General features: G+C 38.4%; 19 protein-coding genes. All 19 read left to right on the top strand.

Going from position 1 to position 19,517, the window contains the following annotated elements:
• Window positions 1–7 precede the first annotated feature (7 nt).
• Window positions 8–478 carry a phage holin family protein gene (locus ACLTOQ_RS08145; protein ID WP_021914494.1) on the top strand — a complete coding sequence of 157 codons (471 nt, stop codon included), beginning with the start codon at window positions 8–10 and terminating at the stop codon, window positions 476–478.
• 536 nt (window positions 479–1,014) lie between these two features.
• Window positions 1,015–2,559 (top strand): IS21 family transposase, encoded by a 1,545-nt coding sequence (istA, locus tag ACLTOQ_RS08150; protein WP_195523345.1) that lies wholly within the window; start codon window positions 1,015–1,017, stop codon window positions 2,557–2,559.
• The gene (gene istB / locus ACLTOQ_RS08155; protein WP_178637156.1) at window positions 2,556–3,332 is read left to right on the top strand and encodes an IS21-like element helper ATPase IstB; all 777 of its coding nucleotides are present in this window, start codon (window positions 2,556–2,558) and stop codon (window positions 3,330–3,332) included. The genes istA and istB overlap by 4 nt, the downstream gene beginning before the upstream one ends.
• Before the next feature lie 105 nt (window positions 3,333–3,437).
• Entirely contained in the window at window positions 3,438–3,530 is a 93-nt protein-coding gene (locus tag ACLTOQ_RS08160) for a helix-turn-helix domain-containing protein (protein WP_412319233.1), read from the top strand.
• 49 nt (window positions 3,531–3,579) lie between these two features.
• Complete coding sequence (locus ACLTOQ_RS08165; protein WP_337597797.1) at window positions 3,580–4,308, top strand: LytTR family DNA-binding domain-containing protein; 729 nt, start codon at window positions 3,580–3,582, stop codon at window positions 4,306–4,308.
• The gene (locus ACLTOQ_RS08170) at window positions 4,292–5,584 is read left to right on the top strand and encodes a sensor histidine kinase (RefSeq protein ID WP_262586079.1); all 1,293 of its coding nucleotides are present in this window, start codon (window positions 4,292–4,294) and stop codon (window positions 5,582–5,584) included. The genes ACLTOQ_RS08165 and ACLTOQ_RS08170 overlap by 17 nt, the downstream gene beginning before the upstream one ends.
• 100 nt (window positions 5,585–5,684) lie before the next feature.
• Window positions 5,685–5,822, top strand: coding sequence for a hypothetical protein (locus tag ACLTOQ_RS08175; protein WP_262586077.1), 138 nt, complete (start codon window positions 5,685–5,687; stop codon window positions 5,820–5,822).
• Between the two features lie 3 nt (window positions 5,823–5,825).
• Window positions 5,826–6,386 (top strand): accessory gene regulator B family protein, encoded by a 561-nt coding sequence (locus tag ACLTOQ_RS08180; RefSeq protein ID WP_021915586.1) that lies wholly within the window; start codon window positions 5,826–5,828, stop codon window positions 6,384–6,386.
• A gap of 131 nt (window positions 6,387–6,517) precedes the next feature.
• A complete protein-coding gene (locus ACLTOQ_RS08185) occupies window positions 6,518–6,955 on the top strand; it encodes an RNA polymerase sigma factor (RefSeq protein WP_412319218.1) in 438 nt (145 codons plus the stop codon).
• A 214-nt stretch (window positions 6,956–7,169) separates the two neighbouring features.
• Window positions 7,170–8,312, top strand: coding sequence for a hypothetical protein (locus ACLTOQ_RS08190; RefSeq protein WP_308729173.1), 1,143 nt, complete (start codon window positions 7,170–7,172; stop codon window positions 8,310–8,312).
• A 139-nt stretch (window positions 8,313–8,451) separates the two neighbouring features.
• Window positions 8,452–10,002: a transposase gene (locus ACLTOQ_RS08195; RefSeq protein WP_412319219.1), complete on the top strand. Its 1,551-nt coding sequence runs from the start codon at window positions 8,452–8,454 to the stop codon at window positions 10,000–10,002.
• A 254-nt stretch (window positions 10,003–10,256) separates the two neighbouring features.
• Entirely contained in the window at window positions 10,257–12,551 is a 2,295-nt protein-coding gene (locus ACLTOQ_RS08200) for a glycoside hydrolase domain-containing protein (protein ID WP_308729172.1), read from the top strand.
• Window positions 12,552–12,902: 351 nt separating this feature from the next.
• On the top strand, window positions 12,903–13,412 hold the full coding sequence (locus ACLTOQ_RS08205) for a sigma-70 family RNA polymerase sigma factor (protein WP_412319220.1): 510 nt from the start codon (window positions 12,903–12,905) through the stop codon (window positions 13,410–13,412).
• Between the two features lie 576 nt (window positions 13,413–13,988).
• Window positions 13,989–14,396 carry a type II toxin-antitoxin system PemK/MazF family toxin gene (locus tag ACLTOQ_RS08210; RefSeq protein ID WP_262587212.1) on the top strand — a complete coding sequence of 136 codons (408 nt, stop codon included), beginning with the start codon at window positions 13,989–13,991 and terminating at the stop codon, window positions 14,394–14,396.
• A 27-nt stretch (window positions 14,397–14,423) separates the two neighbouring features.
• Complete coding sequence (locus tag ACLTOQ_RS08215; RefSeq protein ID WP_262587214.1) at window positions 14,424–14,831, top strand: hypothetical protein; 408 nt, start codon at window positions 14,424–14,426, stop codon at window positions 14,829–14,831.
• A 79-nt stretch (window positions 14,832–14,910) separates the two neighbouring features.
• Window positions 14,911–15,174, top strand: a complete 264-nt coding sequence (locus tag ACLTOQ_RS08220) for an SHOCT domain-containing protein (protein WP_288259730.1) — start codon at window positions 14,911–14,913, stop codon at window positions 15,172–15,174.
• The gene (locus tag ACLTOQ_RS08225; RefSeq protein ID WP_412319221.1) at window positions 15,168–16,790 is read left to right on the top strand and encodes a recombinase family protein; all 1,623 of its coding nucleotides are present in this window, start codon (window positions 15,168–15,170) and stop codon (window positions 16,788–16,790) included. The genes ACLTOQ_RS08220 and ACLTOQ_RS08225 overlap by 7 nt, the downstream gene beginning before the upstream one ends.
• On the top strand, window positions 16,777–17,709 hold the full coding sequence (locus ACLTOQ_RS08230; protein WP_412319222.1) for a recombinase family protein: 933 nt from the start codon (window positions 16,777–16,779) through the stop codon (window positions 17,707–17,709). Before ACLTOQ_RS08225 ends, ACLTOQ_RS08230 begins: the two co-directional genes overlap by 14 nt.
• Window positions 17,709–19,355 (top strand): recombinase family protein, encoded by a 1,647-nt coding sequence (locus tag ACLTOQ_RS08235; RefSeq protein ID WP_412319223.1) that lies wholly within the window; start codon window positions 17,709–17,711, stop codon window positions 19,353–19,355. Before ACLTOQ_RS08230 ends, ACLTOQ_RS08235 begins: the two co-directional genes overlap by 1 nt.
• The last annotated feature ends 162 nt before the right edge of the window (window positions 19,356–19,517 follow it).

Raw genomic sequence — 19,517 nt, forward strand, 5'->3', positions numbered from 1 at the left:
GGAATTTATGGAATTAAAAATCTCAAAATTAAGAATAGTAATTTTAGGAATATGGGCACTGTTTATGGGAAAAATGGGAGAAATTCCACAGAGTATATCTATTTTACTGTTAATGATGGTCATAGATCAAGTATCAGGAATATTGGCAGCAAAAAGAGAAGCCTTAGAACATCCAGGAGAAAAGAAGTATGGCATATCTAGTAAACGTATGGTATTAGGAATATTTAAAAAAGCAGGATACATATTGACAATAGTGGTGGCAACAATGGTGGATATTTTAATGGATACAATGATGGAATATATTGGCATTAAATCTACTATAAAAGGTAGCTTTTGTTTGTTGATAACGGTATGGTTTATATTAGGAGAAGCGATTTCTATATTAGAAAATGCAAGCAGAATGGGGGTAAAAGTGCCTAGATTTTTTAGAAAAATAATATCTGAATTACAAAAAGATATAGACGGTAAAAAGAGCTAAAGCGCTTGAAAAAAAGTCTTGGGGGAGTGACAAGATTTTTGAGGTAAACTTGATTAGATATCTTAATCCATATTGAGGGAAAGAATAATTTGTATTGTGCAATTTACAAAATAACGGGGTGCAAGAAGTCTGAGTAGATATATCACATCTGATATAAATGAGAAAGAGATTATAAACTAACCATGAAAACCTAATACTATATAAAGGGGCATGGTAATGAATATGGCACAATATGGAAGAATTGAGATTCATTTAGCTGATTTATTAGAAAAGTCAGGGTTAAGCAAAAATAAGTTATGTCACAGAGCTGAAATGCAGAGGACACAAATAAATGGATACTGCAATAACACAATTAGTCTGATTATTCCGGGGATCTCTGAGCCACCTGTCCGGACTTTGAGAGCCACCATTCCGGAGAATGAGCGCCATATATTCCGGTAATTCAGAGCCGCCTTATTGGGCTCTATTACATATATTTCCTTTATACTGTAAATACACACCTTTGGTGTGAATACAGATAAAGGAGGTCGTAAGTTATGACCAAGTATCGTGAAATCCTACGCTTGAAAAGCTTAGGATTCAGTGAGAGGAACATCGCACAGAGTTGCGGTGTATCCAGAAACACAGTCGCTAAGGTTTTGAAAAAGGCAGCGGAAATCAATCTTTCATGGCCGCTGGATTTCGACATGACCGACAGCGCACTAGAGGAGCTGATGTTTCCTAAGGATAAGTCGGCAACGAATAAACGCATGCCAAACTTTGACTACATCCGCAAAGAACTTCTGCGGAACGGCGTAAACAAAAAGCTTCTCTGGGTAGAATACTGCGAGGAGTGCCGCATGAGCAGCGAAGAGCCTCTAATGTATTCTCAGTTCTGCTACTATATCCAGAAGGATGAAGAAAAACGCAGGGCTACCATGCATATCCCCAGAAAACCAGGTGAACAGATTGAAGTTGACTGGGCCGGTGATCCTGCTCACATCATTGATCCGGACACCGGGGAAATCACGGATGCATGGATATTTGTAGGTGTATTAACTTACAGTCAGTATGCTTTTGTAAAAGCATATATGAATGAGAAAACCGACAACTGGATCAAAGCTCATGTCCAGATGTTTGATTTCTTTGGCGGTGTCACACCTATGCTCGTTTCTGATAACTGTACAACCGCAGTGAATCATAAAAAGAGTGACTGGTACAACACTGCCTTAAACACAACTTATCATGAGATGGCAGAACATTATAATCTTGCCATCCTTCCGGCCAGAGTCCGGAAACCTAAGGATAAACCGAATGTAGAGGGATCAGTAGGAAAGATATCCACATGGATAACAGCAGCCCTTCGCAATGAGCAGTTTTTCTCTCTTGCAGAATTGAATGCTTCAATCCGTGAAAAACTGGATGCCTACAATGCCCGTAAATTCCAGAAAAAGGAATGTAGCAGACTCAGTTTATTTCTTGGGGAAGAAATGCCATTACTGGCGCCGTTGCCTGCTACACCTTTTGAACTGGCTGAGTGGAAACAAGCCACCGTCCAGTTTAACTATCACATCGCAGTAGACAGAATGTTCTACTCCGTGCCTTATCAGTATATCAAAAATAAGGTTGATGTGCGTATAACAGATACAACGGTTGAAATATTTTATAATCACAATCGTATTGCCTCTCACAGACGGCTCTATGGAAGAAGCGGTCAGTATTCTACAGTGACAGAACATATGCCACCGGAACACCAGAAATATCTGGAATGGAACGGTGAACGGTTCCGTAAGTGGGCTGATTCGATTGGAATTAACACAAGTAAGGTTGTCGATGCAATACTTACCTCCGGCAGGATTGAACAGCAATCCTACAGAAGCTGCATGGGATTATTGAAACTGGCAGAAAAACATTCGCCAGAAAAACTGGAACAGGTCTGCGCCACGGCGCTCTCTTATTCCGGTAAACCCAGCTATAAAAGTATCAAAAATCTATTGGCCGCAACAAAGGATGAACCTGATACCGGATCAGAATCATCTCAGGCAGTAAAACCACACGGCATAACCAGAGGAGCCAGATACTATGGAGGTAAACAAGCATGACAAATCAAAGTACAATCGATAAACTTATTGAAATGCGTCTGACTGCTATGGCAGATGCATTCCGCATCCAGATAGATGATCCTGCAATGAAGGAAGTTCCATTCGAAGATCGGTTCGGCATGCTTATTGATGTCGAATACAGCAACCGTAAAAACAATCGTCTGAAAAGACTGATCCGTCAGGCTGAGTTTGAACAGCCAGATGCCAGCATCGCAGCGATCGATTACCATTCTGGACGAAAGCTGAACAAAGCACTGATCAACCGTCTGGCAACCTGTGAATACATTACAGAATACCGGAACATCTTTATTACTGGAGCAACTGGGAGTGGTAAAACTTATATGGCCTGTGCTTTTGGTATGGAAGCATGCAAGCGCTATTACTCAGTACGGTATGTACGACTTCCCGATCTATTATTGGACTTACAGACTGCCAGGGACAATGGGACTTTCGCAACTGTCCTGAAGAAATATACCAAGCCAATAGTATTGATCATTGATGAGTGGCTGCTTCTTAAACTGACAGAAGCTGAAGCCAGAAATCTTTTTGAACTGATACATAAAAGACGTAAAAAATCTTCAACGATCTTTTGTTCTCAGTTCCGTGAAAGTGAATGGTACCAGCAAATCTGTGATGGTGAAAGTACTCTTGCCGATGCTATCATGGATCGTATATCGTATGATTCCTATAAGATCGATATTGAAAGTGTTGACCCGTCTAAAGACCTCTCTATGAGAGAAATATATGGACTGGATCCAGCAATGGCAAAGTAAACTTAATAAACAAAATGGAGTGGCTCCGTTAGTCCGGACAGGTGGCTCTCGCCACACCGGACTGGCGGCTCTGCCGTACCGTAATATTCAATTAGTCGATTAGACATTGATGTGCTGGCAAGGTTATGTTATGCTTTAAACTGTGAAATTAATGATCTGTTAGAATATATCCCTCCGGATCAGAAAGATGCAGATTAGTATGTAATGAATTTTGACATATGAAAAAGGGGATAGAACATTGATTTTAGTGGCAATTTGTGATAATGATGAAGGCGCAACATTTCAAATAGAAGAATTGATAGAAAGTACGTATGAAAAACATGGCGTAGAAATGGAGATAGATGTATATTATAGTGGAGAAAAGCTTGCGGAAGCAATTTCTCAAGGAAAAATGTATGATATTATCTATCTAGATATTCAAATGGGAGGATTAGATGGTTTAGCTGTAGGAAAATATATACGTAAAATGGAGTTGGATTCGATTATTGTGTATATATCAGAGTATATTGAATATATTGAATCTGTTTTTGAAGTTGAGGCATTTGAATTTATTAGAAAGCCAATTAGTAATGAGAAATTTATGTTGACTTTAAAACGAGCATTAAATAGACTTGATCGAAAACAGTATTTTTTTGATTGTAAATATAAAAATTATTGGATAAGAATTCCGATTAAGGATATTGTATATTTTGAAAGCAGTGGAAGAAAAATCAATATACATTTGAAAGATAACAAAATGGAAATATTTAATGGAAAATTGGATAATGTGGAAATTAAACTAAGCAATAGTCCCTCTTTGTTTTTGAGGATACATAAGTCATATTTGGTAAATTTATCATACATTAGAGCAATTAGTGGGAAAAAGGCTAGATTGATTAATGAATTAGTATTACCAATTAGTGATGATAGAAAAGATAATGTTAGAAAGCAATATGTTAAATGTTTAGGGGAGGATATAAGTGAACGGGATAATTGATAGTATTTCTAATTTACTTATGCCACTTTGTTCCGTTTGGATAGTAAATAAATTTGTAAATAATTCATTTGAAAAGAAAGAGTCAAAAAAGATTTTTACGAGAATAATCTGGGGACTCTTTATTTTAATACAAATAGTTATGGAGACAGAAAAGGGAAATGTTTCTATTCAAAAAGGAATAATAAGTTTTTTTGTTATTTTGGGAATTATTATTATAGGATATAAGGGGACGTTTCAAAGGAAATTATTATTTACTTCCTTGTTTATATCAATCTGGATATTGTCGGAGTTTTTTGTATATTTTATTTTAAATATATATAATTTTGAAGAAGATAGAGAAATGCTGATTGGTACGATATTATCAAAGGTATTATTGTTGGTTTTACTATTTTATGTGATTTTAAAAAAATTACATAAAGAGGCGGAAGGGATAGATAGAAAATTATGGGTAATTTTATTTCTAATATCAATAGAAAGTATTTGTATGGCTTTTATATTTTATGAATTATATAATGGCAAGAATCAAATCTGGATTATTAGTTTTTATACATTATTATTGTTGATGAATGTGTCAATTTTTGAAATATATAAGAAATCAATTTATAGCTTGAAATTAGAAAAGGAAAATATGATATATGAGCAGCAATTAAAATTATTGAGAAACTGTACACAAGATCAAATGAATTCAACGGCTTTATTTCAAAGAGAACAGCATGATTTAAAAAATAAGTTATTAGGTATTAGAAGTAGTATGGAAAAGCAAAATGTACAAGATGCAATTCGTATGATTGATGGGATATTAGAACATGGGAATATGGTAGATAAAGCAGAACTAGAAAAGATAGGTAATGATATTATCGATACAATCCTTCGGTTTAAGTATGCGAAAGCAATTCAGAAAAATATAGTGGTTAAAATAGATGGATTTGCAATGCAGAAACTACCTATTTTAGATGAAGATTTGTGTGTTGTATTAGGAAATATGTTAGATAATGCAATAGAAGCTAGTGAAAAAGTTACGGATAGATGGATAAATGTTTCTATTGGATTAAGAAAAAATGGCTTGGTTATAGTTGTGGAAAATTCTTTTGATGGTATTATCAAGAAAAATATACATGGAAATATTATTTCAATAAAGGAAAATAAAGAACATCATGGATATGGTTTGAAATCTATACGAAAAACAGTTGAAAAATATGATGGAGAATTGGTGGTGGAAATTAGAGGAAATATATTTAGGGCAGTTGCATTTATGACTTGTATAGACTATGTGTAGGCATTTTTGACAGTAAATGGGGTTTTTTTGACAGATGGAGAAATATTTGGATAAAAAATGCTATTTTATAGGTATCTTGAATTTATTAGGAGGTACAAAAATGAAAAAGAATCTTTTTGCAAAAACTTTAAAGACGGTTGCAGAAAAGGGTGTGAAGATTGGGATAAATAGGAAGTGCGTTGCTGTTTATCACGAAATTGATGCTCCAGAAAAAGCAAAAAAATTTAGAAAATTCTAAAATATGAAAAGAGTATTTGCTTTTTTAACAGACTATCTAATCAAAAAAGGGCTTGTTCAAGAAGAGGACAGGCCCATATATGAATATGGATTTCAGATTCTTATTGAAATATTTTTATGGGTATTATGCTGTACTATTATAGCAGCATTGACATGTTCGTTGATAGAACTGTGTATTTTTTTTATAATATTTTTCCCCATACGTTCCTATGCTGGAGGATTCCATTTCAGAAAATTTAGTGTATGTTTACCATTTTCCTGTACGACTTTTCTGATAATTATATATTTGTCAAGGATTATTATTATGCCGAGAGGGCTACAATTATGTAATTCTTTTTTTTTGCTTGGTTTGATTTTTATTGGAAATATTAAGGAAAATGAGAATAGTGATTTGGAAATATACTGTAAAAAGAGATTGAGATTATATTTAATGCTTAATATTGGAATTGGGGTAGTGCTATTTGAATTTTGCGAACAACAAGTGTTAAATGTTTATATGGAGACACTTTTGTTGATAGTGATTTCGTCAGTACTACAAAATAGAAAATCATTTTTGAAAGACTAAGAACTGGACAGAAATGATTTTTTATTATTTTAGAGAGAAAGATACAAAATCGTCAGAAAATATAACGACAGATGATAAGAAAAAATCCTTACTATAACTTTAAATATTTGTAGACATATAGGGGGGATATAATGAAGAAGTTTTATATTAGAATTAATGGTGAATTAATGGAAGTGGATTATAAAGTGTATAGAGAATATTATTATGGAAAAAGAAAAGAGAAATATTTCATGTTTGATTTAAAATGGGGAGGAATAAAGCAAAAAGGAGGAAAAAATAAATTAGTTAGAGAAATTTCGCTAGAGTCTCTTTGGGAAAAAGGAATAGAGATTTCGACAGATGATACAGTATGGAGTATTATTGAAAAGGAGATTGATTTAGAAAAATTATATGTGGCAATACATCGTTTAGATATATGGAAAAAGATTGTGTTGCAAAAGATATTCTGGGAAGGATTGAGTGAAAAAAGAATAGCAGAGGAATTAAATATTTCAAGATCAACTTTGAATTATAGAAAGGGAAAAATATATAAAAAAATTCGTGAGGAAGTAGAAAAAGGTAAATATTGAAACATGTGATATGGAAGTTTAAGGAATATTTCTTGAGATTTATAAAAAGTTATGAGATCAGATATGATGGGAAAAAAAGAAAAGAGTATTTCAGGATTTTGCGTTTGGTGATATATTACTATTATATACAAGAATTATAAAATAAAGAAGGGTGGGCACGACATTTTCAGAACTTATTTGTGCCATGAGCGAAGTGAAAGGGATGATAAAAAATATGAAAAATGAATGGTTGACATTTTTTTTTATACTGATCGCAGGATTATTAACTAGTTGTTCGATGCCAAATGCAGTTGAATCTACAGTATCTGTAGATAATGCAGAAGAAGATATCATTTTGCCAGATGATATTTTTGAGGCGCCTGAATATGAATATATTATCAATAATCCCTTTAATTCTTATGTAAAACATTTTAATGAAACAACATATGCTGCTACTCCGGATGGACTCTATGCTCAAAAAGATGATACGAAAGGGTGGGAATTGATTGATGTTGGATGTATCGGAATGGGAGATGAATTTAATGGAGATTTGTATTACAGCTGTGATAATCTAGTAAAGCGACTTAATTTGAATACACATGAAATTTCGACGCTCTGTGACAGTGAGGAGGCAATATATAAAATTACATTTGAACAATGGAATGGCGAAAATCATATCTATTTTTTTGCGGAATCAGGGTGTGTGCAGGAGGCTCTTTTGGACGAAAATGGAGAAATACTGGAATTGGTACCGTTTGATGAAACTACGAATTATCAGGAATATAACAGCAGATACCGATATAAGATTTCCTATCCAGAAAGTGTAAAAAACGACCCTTATTGGGATTTATCTTTTAGTGTAGACCTCATTGATACCTGTTTTAGTCGGAAATATTGGAATGGTACAAATTTCTTTTCTGTCCATGCTTCAATGTCTGGCAATACAGATATACGATTTATGAGAGCCTATCGGTTTAATTTTTCCGAAAGAAGAGGAGAAATTATTGAATATGGAAAATGTTATGATAAATGCATAGCGACTAATTGGGGACTTGTATTTTTTGATGAGCATCAACATGATAGGATTCATCTTATGTCACTTGATGGTAAACGAGAAAAGATTCTGTGGAATCGGAATGAAGAACATTTTGATTTTATCACATTTGATGATGATTACTTATATGGATTTTATGAAAAGGATGAAAAGGCTTATGTTGGTAGGATTTCTTTTCAAACAGAAGATTTTGAAATTCTTTTCTCTAAATCTGAAGATTATGAACATTTTGATATATTAAATGATCATATTTATTATTTGGATTCGAATAGTCAGCTTAAATGTCAGGATATTCAATCTGGAGAAATAACATATATTGGTTGATTAACCCTAATGGGAAAATTTTTTAAGGGGCTGTAAAAAAACTCCCCTGACAGAAAAATCGCCCAGACCGTGAGGTCTGAGCGATTTTTTGGTATAATTAATTATGCTACTAAATAACAATACCAATGGTAATTATACTATGCGTCAGCTGAAATTACCATTAGAAATCGAAAAATTGATCGATATTTCCGATCCGGTATACACTTTTTGTGAGGTTATGGATCACATTGACCTATCCAGATATTTTGTAGAGAAAGGCTATAAAACAGGTCGCCCAAGATGTGATGCTCAAAAACTCATTAAAGTAATACTTTTTGCCTTTATGGAAAACGGCATCTGCTCCTTACGAGAAATAGAAAAGCTCTGCCGTAATGACATTCGTTACATGTATCTTCTTGATGGCATGAAAACACCTTCTTTTGCTACATTTGGAAACTTAATCCGAAACGAACTAACCGATTCTATCGAGCAGATATTTGAAGACATTAATTCATATATTTTTGCCAAAGATCACGTGGATCTGCAGCATACATACATTGACGGGACAAAAATTGAGGCAAATGCCAATCGATATACCTGGGTATGGAAAAAATCGTGTGTGAAAAACCGGCAGAAAGTCTTTGACAAGATTTCACTCTTGATTGATGCTATGAATCTGGAAGTACTTGGATATCTCGGAATAAAATTTGAAAAGCGTGAAGCGTACGCGGTTGACTATGTCTCTGAATTACTTACGATGTACAAAGAAACAACTGGACTGGATGAAACTTCTTTCGTTTCCGGACGTGGTCATAGAAAAAGCATTCAACAAAAACAATACGAAGAATTGCATGAATATCTGGAACGTTTGAAATCCTATGCATATCATATCGAGACCTGTGGAGAAGAAAGAAACAGTTATTCCAAAACAGATCATGATGCAACTTTCATGCGTTTAAAGCGTGATTACATGGGAAACGATCAGCTACTTCCGGCATACAACCTACAGGCAGCCATCTGTGATGAATACATAGCTGTAATCGACGTAAAACCATATGCATCCGATATGGAATGCTTTGTGCCTTTGATGGAAAAATTCAATCGCACATATGGTCACTATCCGAAATATCCGGTTGCTGATGCCGGATACGGTTCTTACAATAATTATCTTTATTGTGAAGAACACGGCATGGAAAAATACATGAAATTTACCATGTACAAAAAAGAAACGACGGACAAAAAGTATCATGAGAATCCGTATCGTGCTGTAAACTTTGCAAAAGATGCAGATGGAAATCTCTTATGCCCAAACGGTCGAAAATTCCTCTTCAAGAGAACACAGCATGTGAAATATAATAAATATGGAAGAACGGAAGAATTATACGAATGTGAATCTTGTGAAAGGTGTCAGCATAAACAAGAATGTTGTCCGAGAGCACACAAAAACCGAACGATCCGAATGAATCAGGAATTAACTGCTATCCATCAGGAAGTGCTGCAAAATCTTGAATCCATACATGGTGCTCTCTTGAGAATGAACCGAAGTATTCAATCGGAGGGAACTTTTGGTGTATTAAAGTGGGATAAAGCGTATAAAAGATTATTGCGAAGAGGCGAGAAAAATGTAATTCTCGAGCTTACACTGATTTCATGTGGATTCAATCTTTATAAATATCACAACAAAAAGCAACGACAGACGAAAGTTGCATAAAACTTAAGCGGGCGTGATTAGCCGAGCTTTATTAAATGCACCATTTTTTATACCCAAAGATGCAGACTTGCTTAGAAATAGAAAAGTTAATACAAAGAAACGCCAAAACCGACATTTGCCGGAATTGGCGTTTCTTATATTAGGGACTTATTTTACAGCCCCTTTTTAATTATTTTTTATGTTTACAATTTTTTACATAAGTTCTTATTTATTTATAGCTGCGCAGCTAAAATAAATAAGAAGGAGAAATAAAAATGGATTTGAAAGTTTTAGAAGTGCAAAAATGGTTAAATTTGACCTATGGGAATCACCCGGATTTCCCGGCTGTCACAGAGGATGGTCTCACTGGAAATTCAACGATTAAAGCGTTGATCAGAGGGCTTCAGATTGAAGCTGGTGTAAAGGTTGATGGTGTTCTTGGATCGGGGTCTTTAGCTGCCATTGGAACGATTTCGCCATCGTTGGACACCAGTGTGCAGACGAATCGTAATAAAGTGTATATCGCACAGGGCGGTTTATATTGCAAGGGCTATAATCCCAAAGGATTCGACGGGATTTATGGTAGTGGTATGATTGAAAAAGTAAGGGAATTTGAAACAGATGCAGGTTTTATATCTACTACAGGAAATATCACACCTAAACTTTTAAAAGCGATTCTTAATACCGAGAATTTTCGACTTGATGAAGAAAAAGGTGATCATCAAATCCGAACGATTCAGCAGGCATTAAATCGTTCTTACAGTAATTACATGGACCTTATTCCATGTAATGGGATTTATGGAAAATTTACAAATAAGGGACTTATACGAGCGCTGCAGCATGAAATTGGAGAAACAGTAGATGGTGTTTTTGGCAGCGGGACGATGTCAAAATGTCCTACTATTAAGCGTGGTGGGGCTGCATCTAAATCAGTTGTTCTCATTTTACAATATGCCCTTTGTTGTAATAAATTTAATCCAAATCAACTTGACGGTGTTTTTGGAGCTGGTGCTGAAAGAGCTGTTAAAGAATTTCAGGAATTTGTAGGACTTATTGCTGATGGAATTGCCGGGAAAGACACGTGGGCTTCCCTTTTGACCAGTTCAGGAAATCCTAATAGAAAGGGAACAGGATGTGATCGTGCACATCCATTAACAAAAGAAATTGCCAGCGCATTAGCAGCAGATGGACGTAAAGTTATTGGCAGATATATCGGTGGCGGTCTTTGGAAACGTTTAAAGCGCGAAGAAATTGAAATTATTACAGAAACCGGAATGGATATTTTTCCGATTTACCAGACAGAAGGTAACCATAGTGGCTATTTTACATCTGCTAAAGGACGCACAGATGCTGCTACTGCAATTTCAAATGCCCAGAAATTAGGATTTCCTTCAAGGACTACCATTTATTTTTGCGTCGATTTTGATGCGCTGGAAACAGATATTAAAAATAGCATTCTTCCTTATTTTGAAGCTGTTTTTAAATTGTTTTCTGATACAGGACGTAATCCTAAAAATTACAAAGTTGGTGTTTATGGACCAAGAAATGTATGTATACAGGTAAGCGATAAAGGCTATGCTATAAGCAGCTTTGTGTCGGATATGTCAACTGGTTATAGCGGAAATTTAGGATATTTACTTCCGTCTAATTGGATGTTTGATCAAATTTCTACAGTAAAGTACACGGTCAATGGAAGTACTATTGAAATAGATAATTTGATCGTATCCAAAAATTATAGAAAAATGGCGCCATTTGATCCGGAAGAAGTTCCAGAACCTGAATCGACTTCTCTCTTTAAAATGGATAATGCTGTTCTTAGCGAAAAAGATCGTAATATTGAGATCGCACTAGAATGTATCAATTATCGGCTTAAAGAAGAAGAAAAGGCGAAGGATACGGTTAATTCCATCAAATTTGATCTTCAGGAAATTAGGCGTAAGGATGAATATCAGTACTGCTATGAGAATTTTGGAGATGATAAAGGTCGCTTTATTTTCCCTTTTCCAACTCAGAGTCCAGAGGAAAAATATACTTTAAAAGTAGAACATTATGAAAAATATACTGCTGAGAGGATTAAGGCACTGAATGGAGGAGGTAAACTTGCAGAGTTTGCGTCAAGTTTTTTTGGCACGGTAGGTTCCGTACTTTCATATTTAATGAAATACGCAGATATGGAGCGCAATGGCGAAGATGTTACGTTAAAGCAGCTTATCTATAATGCGGTGGATATATTTGTTCCGGGAACGGATGTTTTGTTGAAAAATTTATATTTTCCGACTCTTTCAGAAAAAGAAGATATTCTTTTCTCAACATTATATACAGTGCTCAGTAATGATACGCTGTATCATGATATCGTTACCGATTCGACACCATATTATATAACACCTTACAACTATCGCCCTGGAGATTCAGGTTCCGGAGATGATGGTCAAAAATCTTTTAAAATTTATGCAGGAGATAGTTTGGTTCAGGTAAGTGTAACGAAAGGCGGTAAGCACTTAGGCGATTATTATGTATACCTCAGAGATTATATTCCTAGGTGCGTCTGGTATTATAAAGCTACTATTTAGGATGATTTAAAGATAGCTTTATTCTGACAAAAATGTAAACCAGGTAAGAAATCTTGTTTTAAAGGTTTCTTGCCTGGTTTTTTTATGGTACGTTCAGCAGTGTACAGTTCTGATAAATAGAAGTTGTAATTTTGACATAAGTGGTTCTCTTGTGTAAAAAGCTATTATTATCCGGCAGTGGTGAGATCAAAAAGAGAATATTAGAAATAATGTAAACAAAATTATTTGTATTTTTGGCACTTTCCTTTCTTTAACGGCTAATAAGTGAAGGGTTTTTATTGGAAGAAGAGACGGAATGAGGAGGACCGTGTATCAATTTAGAATCCATAAAATAATGGAGGAAATATACGAATGAAAATTATTTGGCGTGCCTGTTCTGTTTTAAAGACATGGAGGAACTCTATGGCGAAAGCAGGCAGGCTGCCGGATTTTCGGAAGATGTATCCGGAGGCCAGTGAAGAAATCATTTCAGTTTTGAAGGAAACAGAAAGGAAGATACAGTATCAGGAATACGATCTGAAAGCAGAACAGGCGGTACTTGACCGAAAAACAGGAAGAGTAAGCATTCTGCCCGGAAGGGAGGATTCCCTTGACAGGATGATGGAAGCGGGGCTGTTCCCGGACAGAGGGGAACAGGATATTGAGGCGGAAATATGTAGCAGACTTCAATATGAAAAATTGCACAGAGCGATCAGACAGCTGGAAAAACGGGAACAATACCTGATTATCCAGCTGTTTTTTTGCGGACGCAGTGAGAGGGAGCTGGCAGGGGAGCTTTGTGTTTCACAGAATGCCATAAATAAGCAGAGGGGGAGGATTTTGCAGAAACTGAGAAAAATTTTACAGAATTTGTCATTTTAGGGTTGTCAGAAGGCTTTCCCAACGTGGATATAAGTAGGAGGAAAAAACTCCAGATATTTTCCGGCGTGTAAGCAGGACATGCGGCGGGAGAGCGAACATTGACAAGTCCATAACCGGCAGCATAAATACGTTAGCTGTTCAGCCCGGAAGGGAAAGCATGGCGGAGGAGGCGCGGCGACCATCTGCAGGCAGGAAAGATGCCTGTTAAACAAGATGACATCAAAGATGCAGAGCGGAAACAATCCATCCCCGGTCAGCCTGTGGCGGGCTGTTTGCAATGACCTGAACAGCCTATTATGATACTTCCGTCCAGTCACAGCCCTGCACGCGGGTGCGGGAACACGCAATGAGGGCGGCTCGGGGAGAACCTCGGAGGGGCATAAAACCCATGACAGCCAGAAGCCATGGCTGGTTTATGACTGCCGCCCAAGGGCGCAGAGCGTCCGATCCCGGGATGTAGTGTCAAATAGGGATATTGAGGAAACTGTTGATGAAGAACAGGCACGGCAGTTGATATAGATAATGGCGGCGGTTTTAGCCGCCGCCGTTTCAAAGGCTGTGCAGGAAGGAGAAAGGATGATCAAGAGGGGTGATGTTTACTGGGCAGATCTGCAGCCGACAGTTGGAAGCGAACAGGGCGGGGTACGGCCTGTGATGATCTTACAAAATGATAAAGGAAATTATTTTAGTAGTACGGTCATTATTGCACCGATGACGGCCAAGACGGGGAAACATAATCTTCCGATCCATGTGACGGTGTATGCAGGGGAAGCTGGAATTGGAAGAACGTCAATGGTGCTGCTGGAACAGATCCGGGTGCTGGATAAAAGCAGGTTGGGCGAATACATAGGGCATTTGGAAGCTGGTAGGATGAAAGATGTGGAATATGCAATGGCGGTCAGCTTAGGGCTGTTTGATGATAGTGGGATTGAAGAGGAGTTTGGCAGGGAACAGGTGGAATATGAGCAGTTTCTGCATATGTAATAGAAAGTGACGGGAGGCACAAAAGGGATGAACAAAGGGGAAGAAAAGAAAATCCATGAAATTTTAGAATCAGGCAGTATTGGGTACGCCTATCTTTTTGATGCGAAAGCAAGAAAAACCCTGGAAAAAGTAGTGTCTCTGGAGCCGGAAAATCTGGCGGCATTGTTCAGAAAGTATGGGACAGAGATGGAGTGGATGTCTGTGACGGATATGAGGGATAGAATGGTGCTGCGTGCAGCAAGTGGAAAAATCAGTTCTTGTAAGGATGAGGAAATGCGTCGGGAGATAGAGCAGCATCTGACAGCATTGTTATCGGCAGGAGAGAAAGCGACAAAGGTGCTGGAGGTAGATAAAAAAGCGGCAGACCAATACTTTGGGGAAGAGGATCAGGCAGTGACATGGGCGGAATACGGGATGGAGATCTGGTTAAGATAATATTTTGACGGTATATGGAAGCAGCAAAAGCAGATGATTCCTCCACCCAGCATTGAGAAAAAATTAGGAGGGGTTTAGTTTGGAGAAAAAAGAGAGCAGGGAATTAAGTTATAAGCTGGCTGTGAAGCTATTGGACCTGATGTTGAAAAATGGTTTTTTATTGCCGGAGGAATATGAAAAAATTGATGCTTTAAACCGTCTAACATTTAAACCGGAACTTTCCAAAGTATATGCTGAAAGCACTAGATATCCAGCAGAAATTGTGGTATTGTGTGGTGCTAATAGGAGAGGTAATTTTAAAGAGGGTATATCTGAAGATGGAGGAAAAGGAAAGCGATGGTAAAAAAGGAAAAGAAAGTCACACGGATTGATCCGGTCCGTACCACACAGCCCCTTGAACAAACACAGGAAAAACGAGTTTGTGCATATTGCAGGATCAGCACAGATTCTGAAGATCAGAAGCATTCGCTGGAAGCTCAAGTGGCATACTACAGTCGGCTCATTGGAGAGCGAAACAACTGGATTTTTTCAGGTATCTATGCGGATGAGGACAGGAGCGGAACAAAGTTGAATGGTCGGGATGAATTTCAGAAGATGATGCAGGACTGCCGGCGGGGACAGCATGATTATATTATCACAAAATCAGTCACACGATTTGCAAGAAATACGGTAGACAGTATTCAGGCGATTCGTGAATTAAAGGCTCTTGGAATAGGAATATATTTTGAAAAGGAACGGGTTGATACCATTTCTGAAAAAAGTGAACAGCTTCTTACTATCTTAAGTTCCATTGCGCAAGGGGAATCAGAGAATATTTCTGCAAATGTCAGATGGTCTGTGGTACGGAGATTTCAAAATGGTACCTTTATTATCAGTGATCCTGCGTATGGATATTGTAAAGATCCAGATGGAAATCTGATCATTGAACCGAAGGAAGCGGCAGTAGTACGGAGGATTTTTGAAGCATATCTGGGGGGAATGGGTTCCTATACAATTGCTCAGAGCTTACAGAAGGAGGGAATCCCTACTAGCCGGAAGTCAAATGGATGGCAGGAGGGAACCGTCAAAGAAATTCTTAAAAATCCGGTTTACGAAGGGGATCTGCTTTTACAGAAGACTTGTACTACAGAAGGTATACCATTTAGAACGAAACGGAACCATGGAGAACTTCCTCAATATCTGATCAGGGATAACCATGAACCTATTATCAGCAGAGAAGAAGCGGAAGCAGTTCGTAAGCTCTGTACATATCGAAAGGAACAGCAGTGTGTCAAGGACTCAGAGGCATATCAGAACCGTTATGCATTTAGCAGCCGGATTCGGTGTGGGGTGTGCGGCAGCATATTCCGCAGGCAAAAACTATACATAGGAAAATCTTATGAAAAAGTCCAGTGGTGCTGCCATAAACATATTCAGGATAGGAAAGCCTGTGGTCAAAAGGCAATCCGAGAAGAAAATATTGAACGTTTGTTTACCAAGATGTGGAACCGGATGGCAGGAAATTATGAGGAAATATTGATGCCTTTACTGGCTGGGCTTAAAGCAGTCCCAAGAGATCCAAAGCAGGAAAGGGAGATTCGGAAGTTAAATTATCAAATAGAGGAATTGAGAAAGCAGAGCTACATGTTGCGGCAGGTCCTGGTGGACGGCAATATTGGCTCTGCTGTTTTTATAGAAAGGCGGAACCAGCTGGATTCAGAATTGGAAACGCTAATCCATAGGCGGCAGCTTTTAGAGGCGGATCAGTTCTTTGAACAGGAGATCATGCAAACAGAATATCTGCTGACTGTATTTCGGAGCCGCCCAACCAGAATGGAAAATTATGAAGAAGAAGCATTTTTGATGATCATTGACCATGCAACGGTATATCCGGGGCAGAAAATCCGGTTCTGCCTGAAAAATGGATTGGAGCTGGAAGAGTCATTGGAGGAAGGGGGATTGGAAGATGGCAGGAATTAAACGGCAAAAGCGTTTTCCAATCGGATATCGAATTCAAAATGGCAGGGCAGAGGTTGTCCCGGAAGAGGCAGAGTTGGTACGACGTATTTTTCGGGATTATTTGGAAGGATCTACCACTTATGGAATTGCAAAGTGGATGACAGAGTTGGGAGTGCTGAATGCAAACGGACATCCTTCATGGAGTCATGCCTCTATCGGAAATTTGCTGAAGAACCCAAGATATTGCGGGGATGAATATTATCCGCCAATTATTTCAAAGGAGTTGTTTCTGCAGGTACAGGAGAGACGGGAAAATAGAACCAGCCAGCTGGGACGCAGGTATCATCCAAACAGTCATGCAGGCAAGGGTATTTTGAATGGAAAGATCTTTTGCGGAACGTGTGGATTAGAATATCGAAAATATGCGAAGAAGCGGCAAAAGCCCGGAGAAGATAAATGGTGCTGGAAATGTTCCAAGTATCAGAATGGGAGGAAGGTATCCTGCGGAAACCGGATTCTGTCAGAGGAGCAGATAAAAAATGCAGCACTAACAGCCATGAATCTGGTGGTGGAGCATCCGGAACTGGCACAGGAGGTTCAGAAAGAGAGCGCAGCAGTGGAAACACCCAAATACAGGAAGCTGACAAGACAGATTGAAGAACTTCTGCAGATTGAAGAGTTTTCGGCAGAAGAGATCAAAACATTGCTTTACGAGAGGGCAATGGAACAGTATCAATCTGCAGAGATAGAAAGCCGCGCTTATTATGGAAGGAAGATGGAAGAAATCCTGTGCAGAGGTGGAAAACAGGAATATTTTAATGAAAAATGCTTTCAAAAGACAGTGGAGAAAATCATGGTTTTTAAGAATGGAACCATGGATGTACATATGAAGAATGGAGTCGTAATCCAGATAAAAGAAGATGGAGGCGGGAAGCAGTGATGGAGGCAAGTATAAAAAAGAACATATCGATCATACCGGCAAAACCGGCGTATGACCGGAGCATCCGGCCGCAAATGCGAACCCTTCGGGTGGCAGCCTACTGCCGTGTCAGCACCCTGATGGAACAGCAGGAATCCAGTTATGAAGCTCAGGTACAATATTATACAGAGAAAATCAAAAGCAATCCGAACTGGAAACTGGCAGGGATTTATGCAGATGACGGAAAGAGCGCGACAAGTACCAGAAAAAGAGCGGATTTCCAGTCCATGATCGATGACTGCATGGCAGGAAAGATTGACATGGTCATTACAAAATCCATCAGCCGTTTTGCCAGAAATACCGTAGACTCCCTGACAAATATCCGGAAGCTAAAAGAAAAGAACATTGCTGTATTTTTTGAAAAAGAGGGGATTAACACTCTGGAGGGAAGCGGGGAACTGCTGATTACGATCCTGAGCAGCCAGGCACAGGAGGAAAGCCGGAATATCAGCGAAAACTGTCACTGGGGAATTGTGAGACGGTTTGAAGTAGGACAGGTTATTGTCAACCACAATAAGTTCCTTGGATATACGAAGGATAAGGACGGAAATCTGGTGGTAGTACCGGAAGAGGCGGAACTGGTGCGGAGAATATACAGGCTTTTTCTGGAGGGGAACAGCAGCTATAGGATTAAAAGAATCCTGGAATCAGAGGGGATCAGGACAGTGACCGGCAATACCGTATGGCAGGCAACCGTGATTGATAAGATGCTGACCAATGAGAAATACATGGGGGATGCCCTCCTGCAGAAGACCTATACCGTAGATTTTCTGACGAAGAAGAAGGTAGTCAATAAGGGGATTGTTCCACAGTATTATATAGAGGATGACCATGAAGCCATCATACCAAAAGAATTATTTTACCGGGTACAGGAGGAGAAAGCCAGACGAGGAAATATTTACCGGGCAGCCATCAAGAAAAAGAGGGGAGAGGAGAAGAGTAAGTACAGCGGCAAGTATGCGCTGTCGGGTCTGATGATCTGCGCAGAATGCGGACAGCCCTACCGGAGGCAGGTGTGGTCTAAATATGGAAAGAAAAGCGCTGTGTGGAGATGTGATAACCGGTTGAAACATGGTTCCGAGCGGTGTAAAAATTCCCCGACATTAAAAGAGGAAATCCTTCATGAAGCCATCATGATGGCAATTGGCAAGGTGGTAGAGGATCAGGGCGAATTTGTGCAGGCATTCCGTGAAAACGTGATCCGGATTATCGGAAGCTATGGAAACAAAGCAAAACCGACAGAATACAATACAGAGATTCAGGAACTGGAGAAGCATCTGATGTCGCTGATTGAGGAAAGTGCCAAAGGAAACTGCGGAGAGGAAGATTTTGATCGGGAATACCGGAGAGTTACGGCGCATCTGAAGGAGTTGAGAAAGAGAAAAGAACAGTCCAGGAAGGAACAACGTCTGGCAGAAGCCTATGATCAGAGAGCTGGAGAGGTGGACGATTATATAAGGAAAGCAGGGGTACTGAGCAGGGAATTTGATAATGATCTGGTGTGGAGGCTGATCCAGACGGTTAAGGTTATTAATCAGAATAAGATCGAGCTTCAGTTCCGGTCGGGGATCGTGATGGTGCAGAGGCTGGATAAGTGGGAAAATTAGAAATTGATATCAGGAAAGAAATACGGGAACCGTCGGGTTAAAAATATAAAATCTAAACATAAAATGAGGCAGAGCGAATCTTGCAACAGAAGTGTGCCTGTGATAAAATTTAAGTATGATAGGGAAAGTATATGCTTCTGATAAAAACAGGCAGAGAAAGGA

The organism is Gallintestinimicrobium sp. (assembly GCF_046968865.1).
Classification (GTDB): domain Bacteria; phylum Bacillota; class Clostridia; order Lachnospirales; family Lachnospiraceae; genus Gallintestinimicrobium; species Gallintestinimicrobium propionicum.

Bases quoted from the DNA above. Each gene is read 5' to 3' on its own strand.
- ACLTOQ_RS08145 (WP_021914494.1), top strand. From the start codon at position 8: ATGGAATTAAAAATCTCAAAATTAAGAATAGTAATTTTAGGAATATGG.
- istA (WP_195523345.1), top strand. From the start codon at position 1,015: ATGACCAAGTATCGTGAAATCCTACGCTTGAAAAGCTTAGGATTCAGT.
- istB (WP_178637156.1), top strand. From the start codon at position 2,556: ATGACAAATCAAAGTACAATCGATAAACTTATTGAAATGCGTCTGACT.
- ACLTOQ_RS08175 (WP_262586077.1), top strand. From the start codon at position 5,685: ATGAAAAAGAATCTTTTTGCAAAAACTTTAAAGACGGTTGCAGAAAAG.
- ACLTOQ_RS08180 (WP_021915586.1), top strand. From the start codon at position 5,826: ATGAAAAGAGTATTTGCTTTTTTAACAGACTATCTAATCAAAAAAGGG.
- ACLTOQ_RS08185 (WP_412319218.1), top strand. From the start codon at position 6,518: ATGAAGAAGTTTTATATTAGAATTAATGGTGAATTAATGGAAGTGGAT.
- ACLTOQ_RS08190 (WP_308729173.1), top strand. From the start codon at position 7,170: ATGAAAAATGAATGGTTGACATTTTTTTTTATACTGATCGCAGGATTA.
- ACLTOQ_RS08195 (WP_412319219.1), top strand. From the start codon at position 8,452: ATGCGTCAGCTGAAATTACCATTAGAAATCGAAAAATTGATCGATATT.
- ACLTOQ_RS08200 (WP_308729172.1), top strand. From the start codon at position 10,257: ATGGATTTGAAAGTTTTAGAAGTGCAAAAATGGTTAAATTTGACCTAT.
- ACLTOQ_RS08205 (WP_412319220.1), top strand. From the start codon at position 12,903: ATGAAAATTATTTGGCGTGCCTGTTCTGTTTTAAAGACATGGAGGAAC.
- ACLTOQ_RS08210 (WP_262587212.1), top strand. From the start codon at position 13,989: ATGATCAAGAGGGGTGATGTTTACTGGGCAGATCTGCAGCCGACAGTT.
- ACLTOQ_RS08215 (WP_262587214.1), top strand. From the start codon at position 14,424: ATGAACAAAGGGGAAGAAAAGAAAATCCATGAAATTTTAGAATCAGGC.
- ACLTOQ_RS08225 (WP_412319221.1), top strand. From the start codon at position 15,168: ATGGTAAAAAAGGAAAAGAAAGTCACACGGATTGATCCGGTCCGTACC.
- ACLTOQ_RS08230 (WP_412319222.1), top strand. From the start codon at position 16,777: ATGGCAGGAATTAAACGGCAAAAGCGTTTTCCAATCGGATATCGAATT.
- ACLTOQ_RS08235 (WP_412319223.1), top strand. From the start codon at position 17,709: ATGGAGGCAAGTATAAAAAAGAACATATCGATCATACCGGCAAAACCG.